At 73.4% G+C, this 16,198-nt stretch carries 14 protein-coding genes; 8 read left to right on the top strand and 6 right to left on the bottom strand.

Annotated features, from left to right (window positions below; genetic code table 11):
* The first annotated feature begins 95 nt into the window (after positions 1-95).
* From OG711_RS03625 to OG711_RS03615, 3 genes are all read left to right on the top strand, one after another.
* Positions 96-818, top strand: a complete 723-nt coding sequence (locus tag OG711_RS03625; RefSeq protein WP_329558361.1) for an alpha/beta fold hydrolase — start codon at positions 96-98, stop codon at positions 816-818.
* A 169-nt stretch (positions 819-987) separates the two neighbouring features.
* Positions 988-1,230, top strand: coding sequence for a DUF397 domain-containing protein (locus OG711_RS03620; RefSeq protein ID WP_073786342.1), 243 nt, complete (start codon positions 988-990; stop codon positions 1,228-1,230).
* Positions 1,231-1,624: 394 nt separating this feature from the next.
* The gene (locus OG711_RS03615) at positions 1,625-2,530 is read left to right on the top strand and encodes a universal stress protein (RefSeq protein WP_329558360.1); all 906 of its coding nucleotides are present in this window, start codon (positions 1,625-1,627) and stop codon (positions 2,528-2,530) included.
* Between the two features lie 293 nt (positions 2,531-2,823).
* Here OG711_RS03615 and OG711_RS03610 read toward each other — a convergent pair whose 3' ends face one another.
* Entirely contained in the window at positions 2,824-3,504 is a 681-nt protein-coding gene (locus tag OG711_RS03610) for a leucine-rich repeat domain-containing protein (protein WP_329563596.1), read from the bottom strand.
* Positions 3,505-3,542: 38 nt separating this feature from the next.
* Positions 3,543-4,274, bottom strand: coding sequence for a pyridoxine/pyridoxamine 5'-phosphate oxidase (locus OG711_RS03605; protein WP_329558359.1), 732 nt, complete (start codon positions 4,272-4,274; stop codon positions 3,543-3,545).
* A 79-nt stretch (positions 4,275-4,353) separates the two neighbouring features.
* Here OG711_RS03605 and OG711_RS03600 point away from each other — a divergent pair, with 79 nt between their 5' ends.
* Entirely contained in the window at positions 4,354-4,980 is a 627-nt protein-coding gene (locus OG711_RS03600; RefSeq protein WP_329558358.1) for a CGNR zinc finger domain-containing protein, read from the top strand.
* Between the two features lie 64 nt (positions 4,981-5,044).
* Complete coding sequence (locus OG711_RS03595; RefSeq protein WP_073786336.1) at positions 5,045-5,545, top strand: hypothetical protein; 501 nt, start codon at positions 5,045-5,047, stop codon at positions 5,543-5,545.
* 73 nt (positions 5,546-5,618) lie between these two features.
* Here the strand turns inward: OG711_RS03595 and OG711_RS03590 are convergent, their stop codons facing one another.
* Together OG711_RS03590 and OG711_RS03585 are read right to left on the bottom strand one after the other, a co-directional pair.
* Complete coding sequence (locus tag OG711_RS03590) at positions 5,619-7,544, bottom strand: N-acetylmuramoyl-L-alanine amidase (protein ID WP_329563594.1); 1,926 nt, start codon at positions 7,542-7,544, stop codon at positions 5,619-5,621.
* Between the two features lie 254 nt (positions 7,545-7,798).
* A complete protein-coding gene (locus OG711_RS03585; protein WP_073786334.1) occupies positions 7,799-8,986 on the bottom strand; it encodes an aminoglycoside phosphotransferase family protein in 1,188 nt (395 codons plus the stop codon).
* Between the two features lie 243 nt (positions 8,987-9,229).
* Between OG711_RS03585 and OG711_RS03580 the strand changes: the two genes are divergently transcribed.
* Complete coding sequence (locus OG711_RS03580) at positions 9,230-10,729, top strand: DNA-binding protein NsdB (RefSeq protein WP_073786332.1); 1,500 nt, start codon at positions 9,230-9,232, stop codon at positions 10,727-10,729.
* A gap of 28 nt (positions 10,730-10,757) precedes the next feature.
* Here the strand turns inward: OG711_RS03580 and OG711_RS03575 are convergent, their stop codons facing one another.
* A complete protein-coding gene (locus OG711_RS03575; protein ID WP_266505247.1) occupies positions 10,758-12,206 on the bottom strand; it encodes a PP2C family protein-serine/threonine phosphatase in 1,449 nt (482 codons plus the stop codon).
* Between the two features lie 397 nt (positions 12,207-12,603).
* Between OG711_RS03575 and OG711_RS03570 the strand changes: the two genes are divergently transcribed.
* Both OG711_RS03570 and OG711_RS03565 read left to right on the top strand, forming a co-directional pair.
* On the top strand, positions 12,604-13,017 hold the full coding sequence (locus OG711_RS03570) for an SsgA family sporulation/cell division regulator (RefSeq protein ID WP_073786328.1): 414 nt from the start codon (positions 12,604-12,606) through the stop codon (positions 13,015-13,017).
* Between the two features lie 880 nt (positions 13,018-13,897).
* Positions 13,898-15,154: a cytochrome P450 gene (locus tag OG711_RS03565; RefSeq protein ID WP_329558357.1), complete on the top strand. Its 1,257-nt coding sequence runs from the start codon at positions 13,898-13,900 to the stop codon at positions 15,152-15,154.
* A gap of 5 nt (positions 15,155-15,159) precedes the next feature.
* Here OG711_RS03565 and OG711_RS03560 read toward each other — a convergent pair whose 3' ends face one another.
* The gene (locus OG711_RS03560; RefSeq protein ID WP_329558356.1) at positions 15,160-16,188 is read right to left on the bottom strand and encodes a slipin family protein; all 1,029 of its coding nucleotides are present in this window, start codon (positions 16,186-16,188) and stop codon (positions 15,160-15,162) included.
* Between the last annotated feature and the right edge of the window lie 10 nt (positions 16,189-16,198).

The raw sequence follows: 16,198 nt of genomic DNA, 5'->3' as shown, positions 1-16,198 counted from the left end.
CCCACGCGTCAACCCCTGTTCGCGGACGGCCGTACGGCTGCGCCGAGCGCGGAGAGGGGTACCGGACCAGGCGCAACCCGGTTACGTTGCGGATCATGCACGACGCGACCATCCACGACACGGTGCCGCCCGGCACACCGATCACCGTACGGGCGGGCGGCGTTGCGTTCGCCTACCGGGCCTGGGGCGATCCGGCCGCGCCTCCGGTCCTGCTGCTGCACTGCCGGGGCGCCGACGGCGGCGACTGGGCCGAGGTGGCCACCGCCCTCGCGGTCCGGCACCGGGTCCTCGCCCCCGATCTGCCCGGGCACGGCCGCAGCGAATGGTCCGGCGGGTACACGTACGAGGCGATGCGTGATGACGTGGGCGCCTTCCTCGACGCGCTCGGGATCGGCCGGACCGTCGTGATCGGCCACAGTCTGGGCGGCGCGGTGGCGTATCTGCTGGCCCAGCGCGAGCCCGGCCGGGTAAGCCGCCTGGTGCTGGAGGACGTCCCCGCGCCGATCCCGCTGGACCCGCCGCGCCCACCCGCCGAACGGCCCGAGGGGGAGCTGCCGTACGACTGGGAGATGATCCTGGCCACCGACCGGCAGCGCAACACGCCGGGCGCGGACTGGTGGGACGGGATGGCGCGGATCACCGCGCCCACCCTGCTCATAGGCGGTGGCCCGGCCAGCTTCATCCCGCAGGACCAGATCCTCGTCCTCGCCGGACTCGTCCCGGACGCCCGGGTGGTGACCATCGACGCGGGGCATCTCGTGCACCGGGAACGCACTGGTGACTTCCTCGCCGTGGTGGAGCCGTTCCTCGCGTCCTGACCACGCAGGGCACGCCCCCCTCGCGCCCGACGCGCACGGGAATCGGCCCGCGAACGGAAGGCGAACGGCCCGCGGACGGAAACAGTCCCCGCCGCCGTGCCCGCGATCTGTTCCCGGCCCCGGACCGCTCGCTAGGCTGACCGCCCGACGAACCGGGAGGAGCACGGACGTGGCCGACAGCACCACCCAGCACTATCCGCTCAGGGGCGGGGAGACACCGGAACTGGATCTGAGCGAAGCCGACTGGCGGTCGAGCAGCCGTGGACGCGGGGACGTCCAGATCGCCTTCGTCGAGGGATTCATCGCGATGCGCAACAGCCGTCGCCCCGGCAGCCCCTCGCTGATCTTCACCCCGGCCGAGTGGGGGGCCTTCGTGCTGAACGCCCGCGAGGGCGAGTTCGACCTGACCTGATCCCGCACGGACCACTCCGATTCCCGTACGGACACCTCCAGGCCCACGAGGACGCTCGGGCCAGCGGGAACGCTCGGGCCCGCGTGTACGTGCCCGAGCGCGGGGCGCTGCGCCCGTCCCGTCCCCGGTCGCCGTCGCGCCCCGGGCTGAGGAGCCGTCAGCCCGGGGCACGGCCGGGACGGCCGGGCGGGCCCAACCGCTCCGACGGCTCCAGCGGCTCCGGCCAGGGTGGTGATGCGGGACGGTTCCGGTGATTCTTCGGGACACGTGACCTTCGGCCCTGTCCCGGGGTCCCCCCGTGCGACAGGCTGACAGCAGCAACAGTCGATCATGACGGCCGTGCGGCGCGGGCCGCCGAACCGTCATGACTCAGTCGCCGGAAGACGAGGAACCCATGAGCACCCTGCCCGTCATCGCCGCCGTGGACGGATCGGACAGCAGCCTGCGCGCCCTGGACTGGGCGCTGGCGGAGACGGAACGTCGCGGCACCACCCTGCGGGTGGTCCATGTCCGTCAGTACGCCCCGTCGAACCAGACCGACGTCCTGGTGTCCGGTGAGGAGCCGCCCGCCGTCGATCCCGTACTCAGCCAGGTGCGCGACCGGCTGGCCGACCGCGCCGGACTGCCGCTCGTCGAGTACCTCGACTACGAGGGCTCACCCGGCTCCGTGATCCCCGGTCTCGGTGACTCGGCGCAGCTCATCGTGCTCGGCTCGCGCGGCCGCGGCGGTTTCGCCAGCCTGCTGCTCGGCTCCAACGGCATGGCCGCCGCCCGGGACGCCGCCTGCCCCGTGGTGATCGTCCCGCAGGAGGGCCGGGAGATCCACAACGAGTCCGAGGTGGAGCCCGGACCCCGCGTGGTCGTCGGCGCGTCCGTCGAGGCCCCGGACGCCCACACCCTCGCCTTCGCGTTCGACGCCGCCGACCGGATGGGCGCCCGCGTCGATGTGGTGTCGGCCTTCCCCTGGCCGGAGTACGTCTGGACGGCCGTGGGCGGGTTCGTCCCCTCGGAGTCGGACCAGCAGGCCGCCCAGGACGAGATCGTCGCGCTGATCGGCGACATCGTCGCCCCCTACCGCGCGGAGCACCCCGATGTACGGGTCGCGGTCGTCGCGGCCCCGGGGGACGCGGCCGGACACATCGTCGGCGCGTCGAAGGACGCCGAACTGATCGTCGTGGGGCGGCACCGCCGACGGCTGCTGAAGCCCGCGCGTCTGCTCGGCTCGGTCACCCAGGCCGTGCTGCTGCACGCGGCGAGCCCCGTCGCCGTCGTCCCCCCGGAGGACGGCGAGGACGACTGACGATCTATAGGAGCTTCCCGGCCCGGCACCCCCGGCGGGGCCGGGACGCGGCGGACACGCTCCCCGCGCCCCGGCCCCGCCGCACGTGACGCGCCGACCCGCCGCACGTGACGCCCCGGCCCCCTGTACGTGACACCCCGGGCCCCCGTACACGGACGGGCGACCCGCCTCGCACGACGGGCGCCCGCAAGACGCCGGACCGGTTCAGAAGCCGTACCGGGTGAGGCGCCGGGCAGGATCAGAAGCCGGACCCGCTCAGGCGCCGGACCGGATCGCACCCCGTCCCGGAACGCTCAGCGCAGCACCACACAGCCCCGCCCGGTCAGCCGCCGCAACAGCGCGGGGGCCACCTCCGTACCGTTCCATCGCAGATCGAGCTTCTCCAGCGCGGGCAGTTGCGCGACCCAGTCCGGCAGTTCCCGCACCGCGTTGCCCCGCAGGTCCAGGCGCCGCAGCGACGGCAGTCCGCGCAGCGCCTCGGGTACGGCGGTGAAGGCGTTCTCCCGCAGCTCCAGTTCCCGCAACTCCCGCAGCAGCCCCGCCGAACGGGGCAGGTCCGTGAGGCGGTTGCCGCGCAGCCAGAGTTCCCGCAGTGCGACGAGCGAGCCCAACTCCTCCGGGAGTGAGGCGAGTTCGTTGTGCTGTGCGCGCAGCTCCACCAGCGCGCGCAGACCCCCGAGGCTGCCCGGCAGTGCGGTGAGCCGGTTCTCGCCGACGTTCAGATACGTCAGCCGCCGCAGCCGCCCCAGGGAGTCGGGCAGCTCGGTGAGCCGGTTGTCGTGGACGTAGAGGCACCGGTCGAGACCGGTGAGGTCGCCGATGCTGTCCGGCAGCGTCGTGAGGCGGTTGTGCCCGAGATCGAGGGTGTGCAGCTCACGCAGGGTGCCGATCCGGTCTGGTAGGACGGTCAGGCCGTTCTCCGCGAGTACCAGCACACGCGGTCCGGGATGTTCCCACACCTCGTCGGGCACCATGCCCGTCCCGGCCCGCCAGTAGTCGAGGGCGTCGCCCCTCACGGCCACAGCAACTCCCGGTGCCAGCCCGCCGCCCCGGGGGTGTAGCGCAGCCGGGTGTGCCGCCGCTCCTTGTCGCCCTGCCAGAACTCGACCGACTCCGGCCGTACGGTGTGCAGGGTCCAGCCCGAAGGGACCAGACCCGGCTCCCGGTCCAGCCGGGCCAGGGACGCGGCCACCGCGCGGTCGCGTTCACCGAGGTCCGTGAGGGGCTCCGACTGCCGCCCCAGCAGGGCCTCGGCACGGGCGCCCGCGCCCCGGGCCAGGAAGTCCGCCGCGCTCCGGTCGGCGTCCTCCGCCACGACGGGCCCCCGCACCCGGACCTGCCGGGCCAGCGGCGGCCAGTAGAACGTGAGTGCCGCGTACGGGCGGGCCGCGAGCTGGCGGCCCTTGGGGCTGGTGCGGTCCGCCGCGAAGCGCCAGCCGTCCCGGTCCACGCCCTTGAGGATCAGGGTCCGCGCCACCGGATCGCCCTGGTGGTCCGCCGTCGACAGGGTCATCGCGTGCGGTTCGCGGACCCCGGAGCGCAGCGCGTGCCGCAGCCACTCGGTGAACAGCTCCACCGGGGTGTCCGGCGCCGCCGCGGGATCGAACCCGGGCAGCTCCCCGCCGAACACCTCCAGCCCGCGCAGCAGTTCACGGAGATCGCCGCTCTCCTCCCGCGACGCCTGCCCGGTGCCCGTGCGGGTGTCCGCGTGCCCGCTCGTGTGTGTGCCCGGTGATCCGCGCATCCGGTGCCCTCCCGTGATCGGCCCCATCCGGCTAATGGTTACAGTGGAAGTTATCATTAGCACCGGTACAATGGCGGACATGGAAGCCCCGCCCTCCGCCGTCCCGGCGGCCCCGCCCCTCGCCCTGGACCTCGCGCTCACCATCCGTCACGACGGCCGTGGCGGGGTCGCCGACGACCTCGGCGACATCGCGGGCCTCACCGCCTGGGTCCAGCGGCGGGCCGAGGCCTTCGGCCCCGTCCCGGGCGCGGACCGCGGCACAGCGGATCCGGCCACTCTCGGACAGGTCCGCGAGCTGCGCGCCGCACTGCGGGCGCTGCTCGCCCGGGCCGTGCGCCCGGCGGCCCCCAGCCCCGCCGACGCGGATCGCCTCATGCCCGTACCCGACGCCCTCGCCGTGCTGAACACCGCCGCGCGCCGGGTCCCCACCGTCCCCGTGCTGCGCTGGCCCGAGGGCGACCGGCCCACCGCGCGGCACCTACCCGCCGCCCCCGCCGAACCCGGTGACCTGCTCCTCGCCACCCTCGCGAGCGCCGCCGCGGACTTCCTCACCGGCCCTGATCTGGCGCGGCTGCGGGCCTGCCACGCCCCCCGCTGCGTCCGCTACTTCCTCAAGGACCATCCGCGCCAGGAATGGTGCAAGCCCTCCTGCGGCAACCGGGCCCGGGTCGCCCGCCATCACGAACGCCACCGGGCGGCGGGCTGAGCGCCTTCGCGGACATCCGCCCGCACGGCGGATTCCGGCCCGCTCCACGACGTACCATGGCCGCATGTCCTTCCTCCGCCGACGCGGCGCCGCGACCCCTGCGGGCCCTGACTTCGACGTTCTGGCCATGGACCCGGGCGACTGGCCCGGCAACCTCGGCGCCGGACTCCTGCCGGCCCCCGACGGCAGTTGTCAGGGTGTGTTCCTGCGCTACGACCTGTTCGGCGGGCGTGGCCCCGCGATGATCATCGGCAACCTCCCCACGGGCTCCCCCGCCCGCGAGGTCGCCGACGGCCAGATCCCCTTCGAGGTCGCCCAGCTCCTGCTCGCCCTGGAGAACGACGAGGAGGTCACCGTCACGGGCTCCGAGGACGTACCGGTGATGCAGGGCGACAACCTCCTCATCGTGCGCCGGATCAAGCTCTCCGAGAGCCGGATCTCCTGTGTCCAGTTCGACCGCAGCGACGGCGTCCTCGTCACCATCGCCGCCTGGGACCGTCCCATCACCGACGACCTCTACGCCCTTCTGAAGCCCCTGCCCGCGGAACTCTTCCAGCAGGGCTGATCCACCGACCGTCCCCCTACCCCGCGCGGCAGCCGGCCCCGCGGGGTCCCGTCGTCCCGGGGGTGTCCGCCGGTCAGCCGGCCTCCCGCACCACCACGTCCGCCGTCCGCACATACGCCACCCGGTGCCCGAACTGGATCAGGTGGTAGCCCTCCGTACCGCGCACCACCCGGTGCTTCCCGGTGTCGAACGACGGCGCGTGGAAGAACTCGCCCCGCACCTCGCCGCCCGACACATACCGCTGGCCCGCCCCGAGCCGGTACGGAAGCGGCGACAACGGCTGGACCGGCACCTCCGACGGATACGCCGCGGCCTCCGGATACGCCCGCCCGTACACCGGGACGTCCACGAGCCCCGGCTTCGGTGTCACCACGACCCCCCGCGAAGGCACCGTCACCCCTCGCTCCGCCGGATCCCTGAACCACCCCTTGCGGCCCAGGTACCAGACCGCCGTCCACTCCCCGCTCCGCTCCGCCACCGCGTACCGCTGCCCGGTGGACAGCCGCGCCCCGGTGTCGTTGACCCCGGCCGTCGTGGCGCCGCCGTCCGGCCGGAGCCCGGCGTCCGGGACGAGCGGCGCGTCGTCGCGGGGCTCCGTGCGCACCCGCAGCGCGCCCGAACCGTGCGCCGGACAGGGCACCCCCGGCTCCGAACATCCCAGGAACTCGGGCCGGTTGGCGTCGTAGCCGGGGAGTACCGTCACCAGCGCGCCGCTCGCGTCCGGCGCCGCTTCGAACGGCGCGCCCAGCAGCTCGAAGTAGTGACGCCAGTCCCAGAACGGGCCAGGATCGGTGTGCATCCCGGGCACGCTCTTGGCCGTGGCACCCGGCACGTTGTCGTGGCCGATGATGTGCGCGCGGTCCAGCGGGACCTGGAACTCGCGCGCCAGATACGCCACCAGCCGCGCGGACGACCGGTACATCGCCTCCGTGTACCAGGCGTCCGGCTCGGCGAGGAATCCCTCGTGCTCGATCCCCACCGACCGCGCGTTCACGTGCCAGTTGCCCGCGTGCCAGCCCACGTCCTTGGTCCGCACATGCTGGGCGATCTGTCCGTCCGTGGAGCGGATCGTGTAGTGCCACGACACATACGCGGGGTCGGCCACCAGTTTCAGGGTCCGGTCCCAGGTCGTCTCCGTGTCATGGACGACGATGAAGTCCACGCGCTGGTCGCGCGGCCGGTCGGCGAGATCATGGTTGCCGTAGTCGCCGTCGCCCAGTTCCTGGTACGGGGCGGGGAGCCAGGTGCAGGACAGGTCCGGCGGGCACTCGGCGCGCGAGGGGTCCGGCGTCCGCGCGCCGGCCTCGGGGCGCGGCACGGCACGGGCCGCGAGCGTCACCCGCTGGCCGCTGTCGGTGGTCCGCGCCGCGCCCTGCCGGATCACCGTGAACACCTCGTCGGCGTAGGCGAAGGCCCCCGCCCGGTCCGTGGCACCCGAGAACCGCGCCACCGCCCCGTACCAGTCGGCCGGGTCACCACCGGCGGGCCGGCCGAGCCGCCGCTGGGCGTCCGCGAGCAGCGCGGCCCCGCCCCGGACGTTCGCGGCCGGATCGCCGCGCAGCGTTCCGGCGGCCATTCCGGTCAGGGCGGCGGCCCGGGGCAGGGTCGTCAGCCGGTCCGGAAGCCGCCGGGGATCGGGCGCGAGGTCGGCCGGGCCGGGGCGTACGGCGGCGGGCCGGGCCTGATCGCCCCTCGGGTCCCCGGCCGGGTCGTCGTGGTGCGGGCGCGCGGAGCGCTCCAGCGCGGTCCGGGCGTCCGTCAGATGCATCGGCCCGTACCCGCCGGTCACGCTCGGCGCCCCGCCGTGCCCGTCCCAGCGCGACTGGAGGTACGCCACCCCGAGCAGCACGCTCGGCGGCACCCCGTACTCGGCCGCCGCCGAGGTGAACACGTCCTGGAGCCGCCCTGCCGGGTCCGCGGCCCGCGCACCGGGCGGCGCCGCCCCCAGCAGCGGCAGGAGCAGCAGCGCCGGGACGGCGGACCGTACGGCACGGGGCAGCGCACCCGCCCGGGACGGGTCGGGCGGGGCGCCGGGGGAGCGGCGGACGGACGGACCTGGCAAGACGTACCTCCGGGGTCGGGCGCGGGGGCGCCGGGGCGGACCGCATCACCCGTACCCGCTCGCCGACGGACCGTCACACTTCCCGGCGCCGGGCCCGGGAACGCCCGAAGGCCCGCGGAACGCCCCCATGACGAGGGTGCTCCGCGGACCTTCGTGCCGGTCACCGCCCCGGCGGGCGGCGCGCCCGCCGGTCAGCGGGTGCCGACGGCCGCGCGGACGGCCCGGCGGACCATCTGGCAGTCGTCGTGCAGCCGCCTCAGCAGCAGCCGCTGTTCCTCACCCGACGGGAGGGCACCCGGTTGGCCGTGCCCCTGGGCCATCGGCGGCGGCCCCTCGTGCATCGAACGCTGCACGGCCGTCTCGTACATCCTGATCTCCCGGGTCAGCACCAGCATCAGATTGACCAGGAACGCGTCCCGGGACGCCGTGCCCGCCGCGTGGGCGAGGGCGATGATCTGACGACGGGCCATCGGCGCGTCACCGAGGACCGCCCACAGCGTCGCCAGGTCGTAGCCCGGCAGGTACCAGCCCGCGTGCTCCCAGTCCACCAGTACCGGCCCCGCCGGGGACAGCAGCATGTTCGACAGGAGCGCGTCGCCGTGGCAGAACTGGAGCATGCTCTGCCGCCCGGTGTTCTGGGCCACCTGCGCGATCCCGTGCAGCAGCTTCTGGAGATCGCCCAGGTCACGATCTGTCAGCAGGCCCAGCTCGTGGTACCGGTTGATCCTGGTGCCGTAGTCCAGCGGCCTGCCGAAGGCACCCTCCGGCGGCTGCCACTGGTTGAGCCTGCACACCGCCCCGAGCGCGGCGCGGATGTCCGCCCGGGGCGGTGCCTGGACCGGATGCCGTTGCAGGGCCGCCGGGCGGCCGGGCATCCGCTCGATGACCAGGGTGCAGTTGTCCGGGTCCGCCGCGATCAGTCTCGGCACCCGCACAGGCGGCCGGTGCCGGACGAACGTGCGGTACACCGCTATTTCGTGCCTGCTCCGCTCCGCCCACGCCGGCGACTGGTCCAGCAGGCACTTGGCGACCGCCGTGCCGCGTCCCGTCGTACCGACGAGCAGCACGGAACGGCCGCTGCGCCGCAGCACCTGCACCGGGCTGAACTCCGGGCAGATCCGGTGCACGGAGCCGATGGCCGTGCGCAGCTGCGCGCCCTGGGGCCCGGAGAGGTCGAGTCGTCCGCTGAGCGGTCCTGTGCCGAGTCCTGCCACCCGCCGGGGCCGGCCCCCGAGCGCCGAGCGCGTGGGGTCCAGATAGGGACCGGCGCCGGGCTGCGGGGGTACCTCACGGGTCCTGCCGGGCGGCGGGACTGCGCGGGTGAGGGGGTTGTGCTGGGGCCGGGGGGGAGCGGACACGGAGGACGACGCTGCGTACATGGGCGAAACAGATCCCTTCGTGTGCCGACGGATTGCCTGCGCCTCCCGGCCGGCGGCCGACGGGCACCCTGGGGAGTGCTCCTTCGGCCGCCGGGCCGGGGTGGCGCTTTCCTACCTGACACCCACGACGTGGTGGCACACCATGTGGCGCACCCTGGCGAACCCTGGCGAATAGTCGCTCAGCATCTGCCACGGGGGTGGCCGGAGATACTGTCAGGCCAGCCGAGAACCTGGGGGCTTGACGTGAGCGGACCACCCAACACCCGCCTTTGCGACCTGTTCGGCCTGACCGGCTGGTCGAAGGGCGAACTCGCGAGACTGGTGAACCGGCAGGCGGCGGCCATGGGCCATCCGCAGCTGGCCACCGACACCTCGCGGGTGCGGCGTTGGATCGACGCGGGGGAGATTCCGCGCGATCCGGTGCCGAGGGTGCTGGCGGCGCTGTTCACCGAGCGGCTCGGCCGTGTCGTGACCATCGAGGATCTCGCTCTGGTCCGGCACGGGCGCCCGCGCAAGCGGCGCGACGCCGGGAGCGTGGAGCATCCCGACGGAGTGTCCTGGGCACCCGACCGGACGGCGGCGGTCCTCACCGAATTCACGGGAATGGATCTCATGCTCAACCGACGCGGCTTGGTGGGCGCGGGTGCCGTGCTCGCCGCCGGCTCCGCACTCAGCAGTGCGATGCACGACTGGCTGCACGCCGATCCGGTCCTCGCGGCCGACGCCCCCCGCCTCCTCGACCCCCTCCACGCCGACCCCGCCGGATACGACCGCTACGAGGCCGCCCCCATCGGGGTGCAGGAGATCGAGGGCCTGGAGGCATCGGTCGAGGTCTTCCGCAAATGGGACGCGCAGCGCGGCGGCGGACTCCAGCGCAAGGCCGTGGTGGGCCAGCTCAACGAGGTGGGCGGGATGCTCACCTACCGGCACCCCGAACCCCTCCAGCGGCGGCTGTGGGGCGTCGCCGCCAACCTCGCCGTGCTCGCGGGCTGGATGTCCCACGACGTCGGCCTCGAACCCACCGCCCAGAAGTACTTCGTCATCGCCGCGCACGCGGCCCGCGAGGGCGGTGACCGGCCGCGCGCGAGCGAGGCGCTGTCCAGGGCGGCCCGTCAGATGGTCCATCTGGGGCGGCCCGACGACGCCCTGGACCTGATGACACTCGCCCAGTCCGGCTCCGGTGACGAGACGCTGCCCCGGACCCGGGCCATGCTCTACACCATCGAGGCCTGGGCGCAGGCGTCCATGGGACGCGGCCAGGCCATGCGCCGCACCCTCGGGCACGCGGAGGACCTGTTCGTCTCCGACAAGGGCGATGTGCCGCCGCCGAGCTGGATGCAGATGTTCGACGAGGCGGATCTGCACGGTATGCAGGCCCTCGCCTACCGCACCCTCGCGGAGCACGAGCCGGCCGCCGCGCGCACCGCGCAGCGCCATGCCAAGAAGGCCCTGAAGCTGCGCAGCGACGGGCACGACCGGTCGCAGATCTTCGACCACATCTCCCTGGCCTCGGCGTGCTTCATCGCCGACGACCCGGAGCAGGCGGACGTCTACGCGCGGCTCGCCCTGTCCTCGATCGGGGCGAACTCCTCCCACCGCACCTGGGACCGGCTGCGGGAGATGTACCGGCTCACCGGCCAGTTCACGGGCTATCCCCGGATCGAGGAGCTGCGCGAGGACATCAAGATGGTGATGCCGCCGCCGCGCGAGAAGCAGCCGGGGGCCGGTCCGGCCGTGGTGTGACCCCCCGGCGGGCGCTGCCCGCTTGTGCTCAGTCGACGACCCTCGCGACCAGCACACAGGCGTCGTCCTCGCGTTCCCTGCCGCCGAGTTCCTCGACGACCGTCCGTACGCAGTCCTGGGCGGTGCGTGCCCCGGCGAACCGGGGTGCCAGCGCCAGGAGACGCTGCTGGGCGGCGGTCCCGGCGCGCCGCGGCACCAGTCCGTCGGTGTACATCAGCAGCAGGTCACCGGGCCTGAGCCGTTCCTCGGCCTGCTCGTAGACGGCTCCGGTGGTGGCGCCGAGGAGGACGCCGCCCGGCGGGGTCAGCGCGTGCCCCGTCCCGTCGCGGAACAGCAGCGGGGCGGGGTGCCCGGCCTGCGCCCACACCAGGGTGCGGGTGGCGGGCCGGTAGCGGCAGGCCACCGCGCTGCCGAGGGAGGGCTGGACGGAGTCGTCGAGGAGCTGGTTGAGCCAGCCGAGGATCGGCGCCGGTTCGGTGCCGGAGACGGCCATCCCGCGCAGGGCGCCGAGCAGCAGCGCCATCCCGGAGGTGACGGGCACCCCGTGCCCGGTGAGGTCGCCGACGCTGAGCAGCACCTCGGGTCCGGGCAGTTCCATCGCGTCGTACCAGTCGCCGCCGATGAGGGCGCTGGTCGAGGAGGGCAGATAGCGCGCGGCGAGGTCGAGGGCGCCCGTACCGCGCCGCGGGAAGCGCAACGACCCGCCCCATGGGGGGAGTACGGCTTCCTGGAGGGCGACGGCGACCCGGTGCTCGGCCTGTTCGCGGTGGCGTTCGCGGTGCAGGGCCTCATGGTTGTCGCGTACGGCCCGTTCACTGCGGCGCAGTTCGCTGACGTCCCGCAGCACGGCCCACATCGCGGCGGTGCTGCCGTCCGCGTCGAGGACGGGTTCGCCCATCATATGGACGGTGCGCAGACTGCCGTCCGCGCGGGCCACCCGGAACTCGCCGTCGATGGGCCTGCCGTCGATGAGGCAGCCCGTGACCATCGTGGTGAGCAGCGGCTGGTCCTCGACATGCACCACCGAGGGCAGTTCGTCCAGGGTGAGCGGGCCGCCCGCGGGGTCCCGGCCGAGAATCGCGTACAGCTCGCCGGACCAGACGGCCTGGTCGGTGAGGAGGTCCCATTCGGCGCTGCCGACCCGGCTGAGCAGCGAACCCGGCCGGGGTTCCTGGCGGCGGGCCAGGGGCGGCGGGATCACGGGGCCGCGCGGGACGTGCGGCGGCGGGACGCTGCCCGGGGGGCCTTCGCGGAGCTGGGCGAGATGCTCGTCCAGGTCGTCCAGCTGGTGCAGGGCCAGTTCGCACAGGGCACGCTGCCAGCGGCCCTGGGCGTCGGTGTCGTCCGGGGGGGTCTCGCGGCGTACCGCGTCGACCTCCCCCCGTAGTCGGCGGGTCTGCGTGATCAGCGACTCGACCGGGCCACGCGGCGGTGGCGGCGGGTCCGCTGCGCGGTCCGCGGAGACGTGGGGCGGCATGTCGTACTCCGAGAGGGAACGGTACGGCCAGGACTGGCGGAAGGACCGTGACGACTGTCGCACAGCGGGGCAGGTGCCGTAAGGCATTCGGCAACAACCGGACGGGAGTTGCGGACGGCATATGCCTCAGGCGATCCGGACGACCCCGTTCCAGGTCCGGCCGTGAGGGTCCCGCCAGTGTCCCACTCCGCGTACCCGCCTGGTGACGGGGGGTCGTCGCGCATCTGCGCGAATCCACTCCGTCCGCATTGCGGCATATCCATGGCGTTATACGAGGAATGCCGGAGCCCTAAGCTTGATGTGACGTACATCACCCGACCAGGCGGAGGCGGCGCGGAACACCAGGACCCCCAGCGGGTCGAACGGACGAGCACACGACCAGAACGGGAGTCCGACCATGTCCGTGACCCTCCGACAGCAGACCAGGGCCCGGCTCATCACCCCCGAACGGCAGGAACACGGCATCACCGTCGCCCTGCGCTACGTGGTGGACGACCCGCTGGCCGTCCAGGTGGTGTTCCCGGCGGAGGTCGGTGCCGACGGCTCCGAGGTCGTCTGGGTCTTCGGTCGCGAGCTGCTGGAACGCGGGCTGCGGGTGCCCGCGGGGTGCGGTGACGTCCATGTCTGGCCCTGCGGTCGGGCCCGGACCGTCCTGGAGGTGCATTCCGCCGGCGGCATGGCGCTCGTCCAGTTCGACGAGCCCGTACTGCGCCGGTTCCTCCTGCGTACGTACTCCCTGGTCCCGGCGGGCCAGGAACCCCTCACCGAAGCGGTGGACCGAGACCTGTCCACCCTCTTCGGCCCCACCTGACCCGGTCACGCCTCCGGGTTCCCTGTGCCGGGCGCACTGGTCCCCGTGCGGGTCGTTCTTGGATGCGCAGTTCCCCGCGCCCCTGAGGTCGCGCCTCTTACGGTTCCTGTTCGGGTGCGGGTGGCCCTTGGTTGCTCGCGCAGTTCCCCGCGCCCCTGGATGCTGCCCCCTTGCGGCCGTTCTTCGGGTGCGGGCCGGTCCTCGTTTTGCGCAGTTCCCCGCGCCCCTTTGGGGGCGCCTCGTTCCCGTTGTCCTTCGTGTGCGGAACCACCTTCCTCGCGGACCCGCGCTGCTGCGGGAGGGGGTGGGCGGGAATCTCTGCCCGCAGACTCCGACGCCATCAGTACGGCCAGTGGACGTCCGTACCGAGCGCGTTGGAGCGAGGACGGAGAATCCCGACCGGCACCGACCCGAACAACCGACCGGATGCGCCCCAAAGGGGCGCGGGGAACTGCGCAAAAACGACGAGCGACGGTACAGGAACAACCGCGCCCACCTGGACAGACCTCGAAAGCGCAAGCGAAGGGCGACCCGCGGGGAACTGCGCAAAACCCACGAACGACAGCACAGGAACGCAGTGCGCCCAGTCGGACAGACCCAGAAGCGCAAGCGAAGGCGACCCGCGGGGAACTGCGCGAAAACGACGAGCGACGGCACAGGAACAAGCGCGCCCACCCGGGCAGACCCCAAAGGCGCAAGCAAAGGCGCCCTGCTCCGTTCAGGCGGCCCCAGCCGCAACCCGCGTCGGACCGGGGCCGGACCGGGAAGACATGGCGAGGACCAGGGGCCCGGCGGCCACGGCGCCGCCCGGACGAAGGCGCGCCGCGGACGAACCGCCCGCCGGGCCCGCACGGGCACCAGCACCGGGAGAACGACCGCGATGACGTACCGGCCCAGCACCCCCCAGACCGCCGCCCCCGCCGGGTCGGACGGCCCCGCCACCGACCACCCGGTACGGGACTGGCCCGTGGACGACCTGCCCGCCCTCACCTTCGACCCGCTGCTGTACGACGTCCTGCACGGCGAACGGGTCGCCCGGATCACGCTGCCCTTCGCGGGGGACCGGCACGAGGCCTGGCTGGTCACCCGCTACCAGGACGTCAAGACCGTCACCTCCGACCCCCGCTTCAGCCGGGCGGCCCTCGCGGAGACCACCGTCACGGGGATGTCCGGTCACCGGGTGGCGTCGACCGCCGGACTCAACTACGCCGACCCGCCGTACCACAGCAGACTGCGCAAGAGCGTGCAGAAGGCGTTCACCGGGCACGCCATGAAACGGCTGCGGCCCCTCGCCCAGGAGACGTGCGACACCTTCCTCGACCGGATGGAGGCCCAGGGTTCCCCCGCCGACCTGGTCGAGCATCTGCACGCGCCGATGCCGCTGGCCGTGGTCTGCGATCTGCTCGGGGTGCCCCGCGCCGAACGGGACGGGCTGCTCGGCTGGGGCGACATCATCCTGTCGATGACCACCCCGAAGGCGGGCAACGAGGCCAAGGCCCATGTCCGGGAGTTCATCGTCTCCCTGCTGCGCTCCCGCCGGGGGCAGCCGTCGGACGACCTCGCCGGGGCGCTCGCGGAGGCGCTGGACGCCGGGGACATCACCGAGGACGAGGCGGTCTCCCTCGCGACGGCGATCCTCGTCAGCGGCGCCCACGCGGTCCGCTACAACACCGCCAACATGGTCTTCATGCTTCTCACCCAGCCGGAGCTGACGGCACGGCTGCGCCGGGAGCCGGAGATCCTGCCGCAGGCCGTGGACGAGCTGATCCGGCACATCCCGCACCGCAACGGCGTGGGCCTGCCCCGGATCGCCACGGAGGACGTCGAGGTCGGCGGGGTGCAGATCCGCGCGGGTGAGGCCGTCTACGCCTCGTACCTCGCGGCCAACCGCGACCCCGAGATCTTCGAGGACCCCGACACGGTCGACTTCGACCGGCAGGGCACCGCCCATCTGTCCTTCGGGCACGGACCGCACCACTGCATGGGCGCGATGCTGTCCCGGATGGAGTCCGAGGTCATGATCTCCACACTGCTCGCCCGCTATCCGAAGCTGCGGCTGGCCGGTGACCCGCAGGACACGCCGTTCCAGAGCAAGGGCTTCATCCGGGGCCCGAAGACCCTCGTCGTCACCTGGTGACCCTGTCACCGGCCCGGGTCGTCCGGGGCGGTTGACGGGGGTTCGTCGTCGGAGGGCGTGGCGGGATCGGGCAGCGCGGACGGCTCCGGCCCGCCGGGGGCGGTGAGCCCGGTCGGCCCGGGGTCCTCCGCCGCCCCGGGGTCCGGAGCCTCGGGCCCGGGGATGCCCGGCGGCTGCGGGGTCTCCGCCAGCGCGGGCGTGTCCTCAGGACCGCCGTCGGTCACGGGCACCGCGGCCGTCGGCGGCGAGGGCGCCGCGGGTGGCGGGGCGGGGTCGCGCTGGGCGCGTTCGAGGAAGCGCAGCAGCTCCACCGGGAACGGCAGGACCAGGGTGGAGTTCTTCTCCGCGGCGACGGCCACCACCGTCTGGAGCAGCCGCAGTTGCAGGGCGGCCGGCTGTTTGGACATCTCCTTGGCCGCCTCGGAGAGCTTCTTCGACGCCTGGAGCTCCGCGTCCGCGTTGATGACGCGGGCCCGGCGCTCCCGGTCGGCCTCGGCCTGGCGTGCCATGGAGCGTTTCATCGTCTCGGGCAGGGAGACGTCCTTGATCTCCACCCGGTCGATCTGCACGCCCCAGCCGACCGCGGGGCTGTCGATCATCAGTTCCAGGCCCTCGTTGAGCTTCTCGCGGTTGGACAGCAGATCGTCGAGATCGCTCTTGCCGATGATCGAGCGCAACGAGGTCTGTGCCATCTGCGACACCGCGAAGCGGTAGTCCTCGACCTGGATGATCGCGTTGGCGGCGTCGATCACCTTGAAGTAGACGACCGCGTCCACCCGGACCGTCACATTGTCCCGCGTGATGCCTTCCTGGCCGGGGACCGGCATCGTCACGATCTGCATGTTCACCTTGCGCAGCCGGTCCACCAACGGGAGCACCATGGTGAACCCGGGGCCCCTGACCCCGCCGTACAGACGGCCGAGGCGGAAGACCACACCGCGTTCGTACTGCTTGACGACCCGCGCGGCGGCGGCCGTGTACACACCCGCCACACCGGCGCACGCGACGGCCGCTCCCACCAGTTCCGCGATCATCAGGACCCCC

It is taken from the genome of Streptomyces uncialis (assembly GCF_036250755.1).
In the GTDB taxonomy this organism is placed as follows: Bacteria; Actinomycetota; Actinomycetes; order Streptomycetales; family Streptomycetaceae; genus Streptomyces; species Streptomyces uncialis.
Note: the sequence above shows the minus strand (reverse complement) of the source record. Positions and strands in the feature narration are given on the sequence as shown.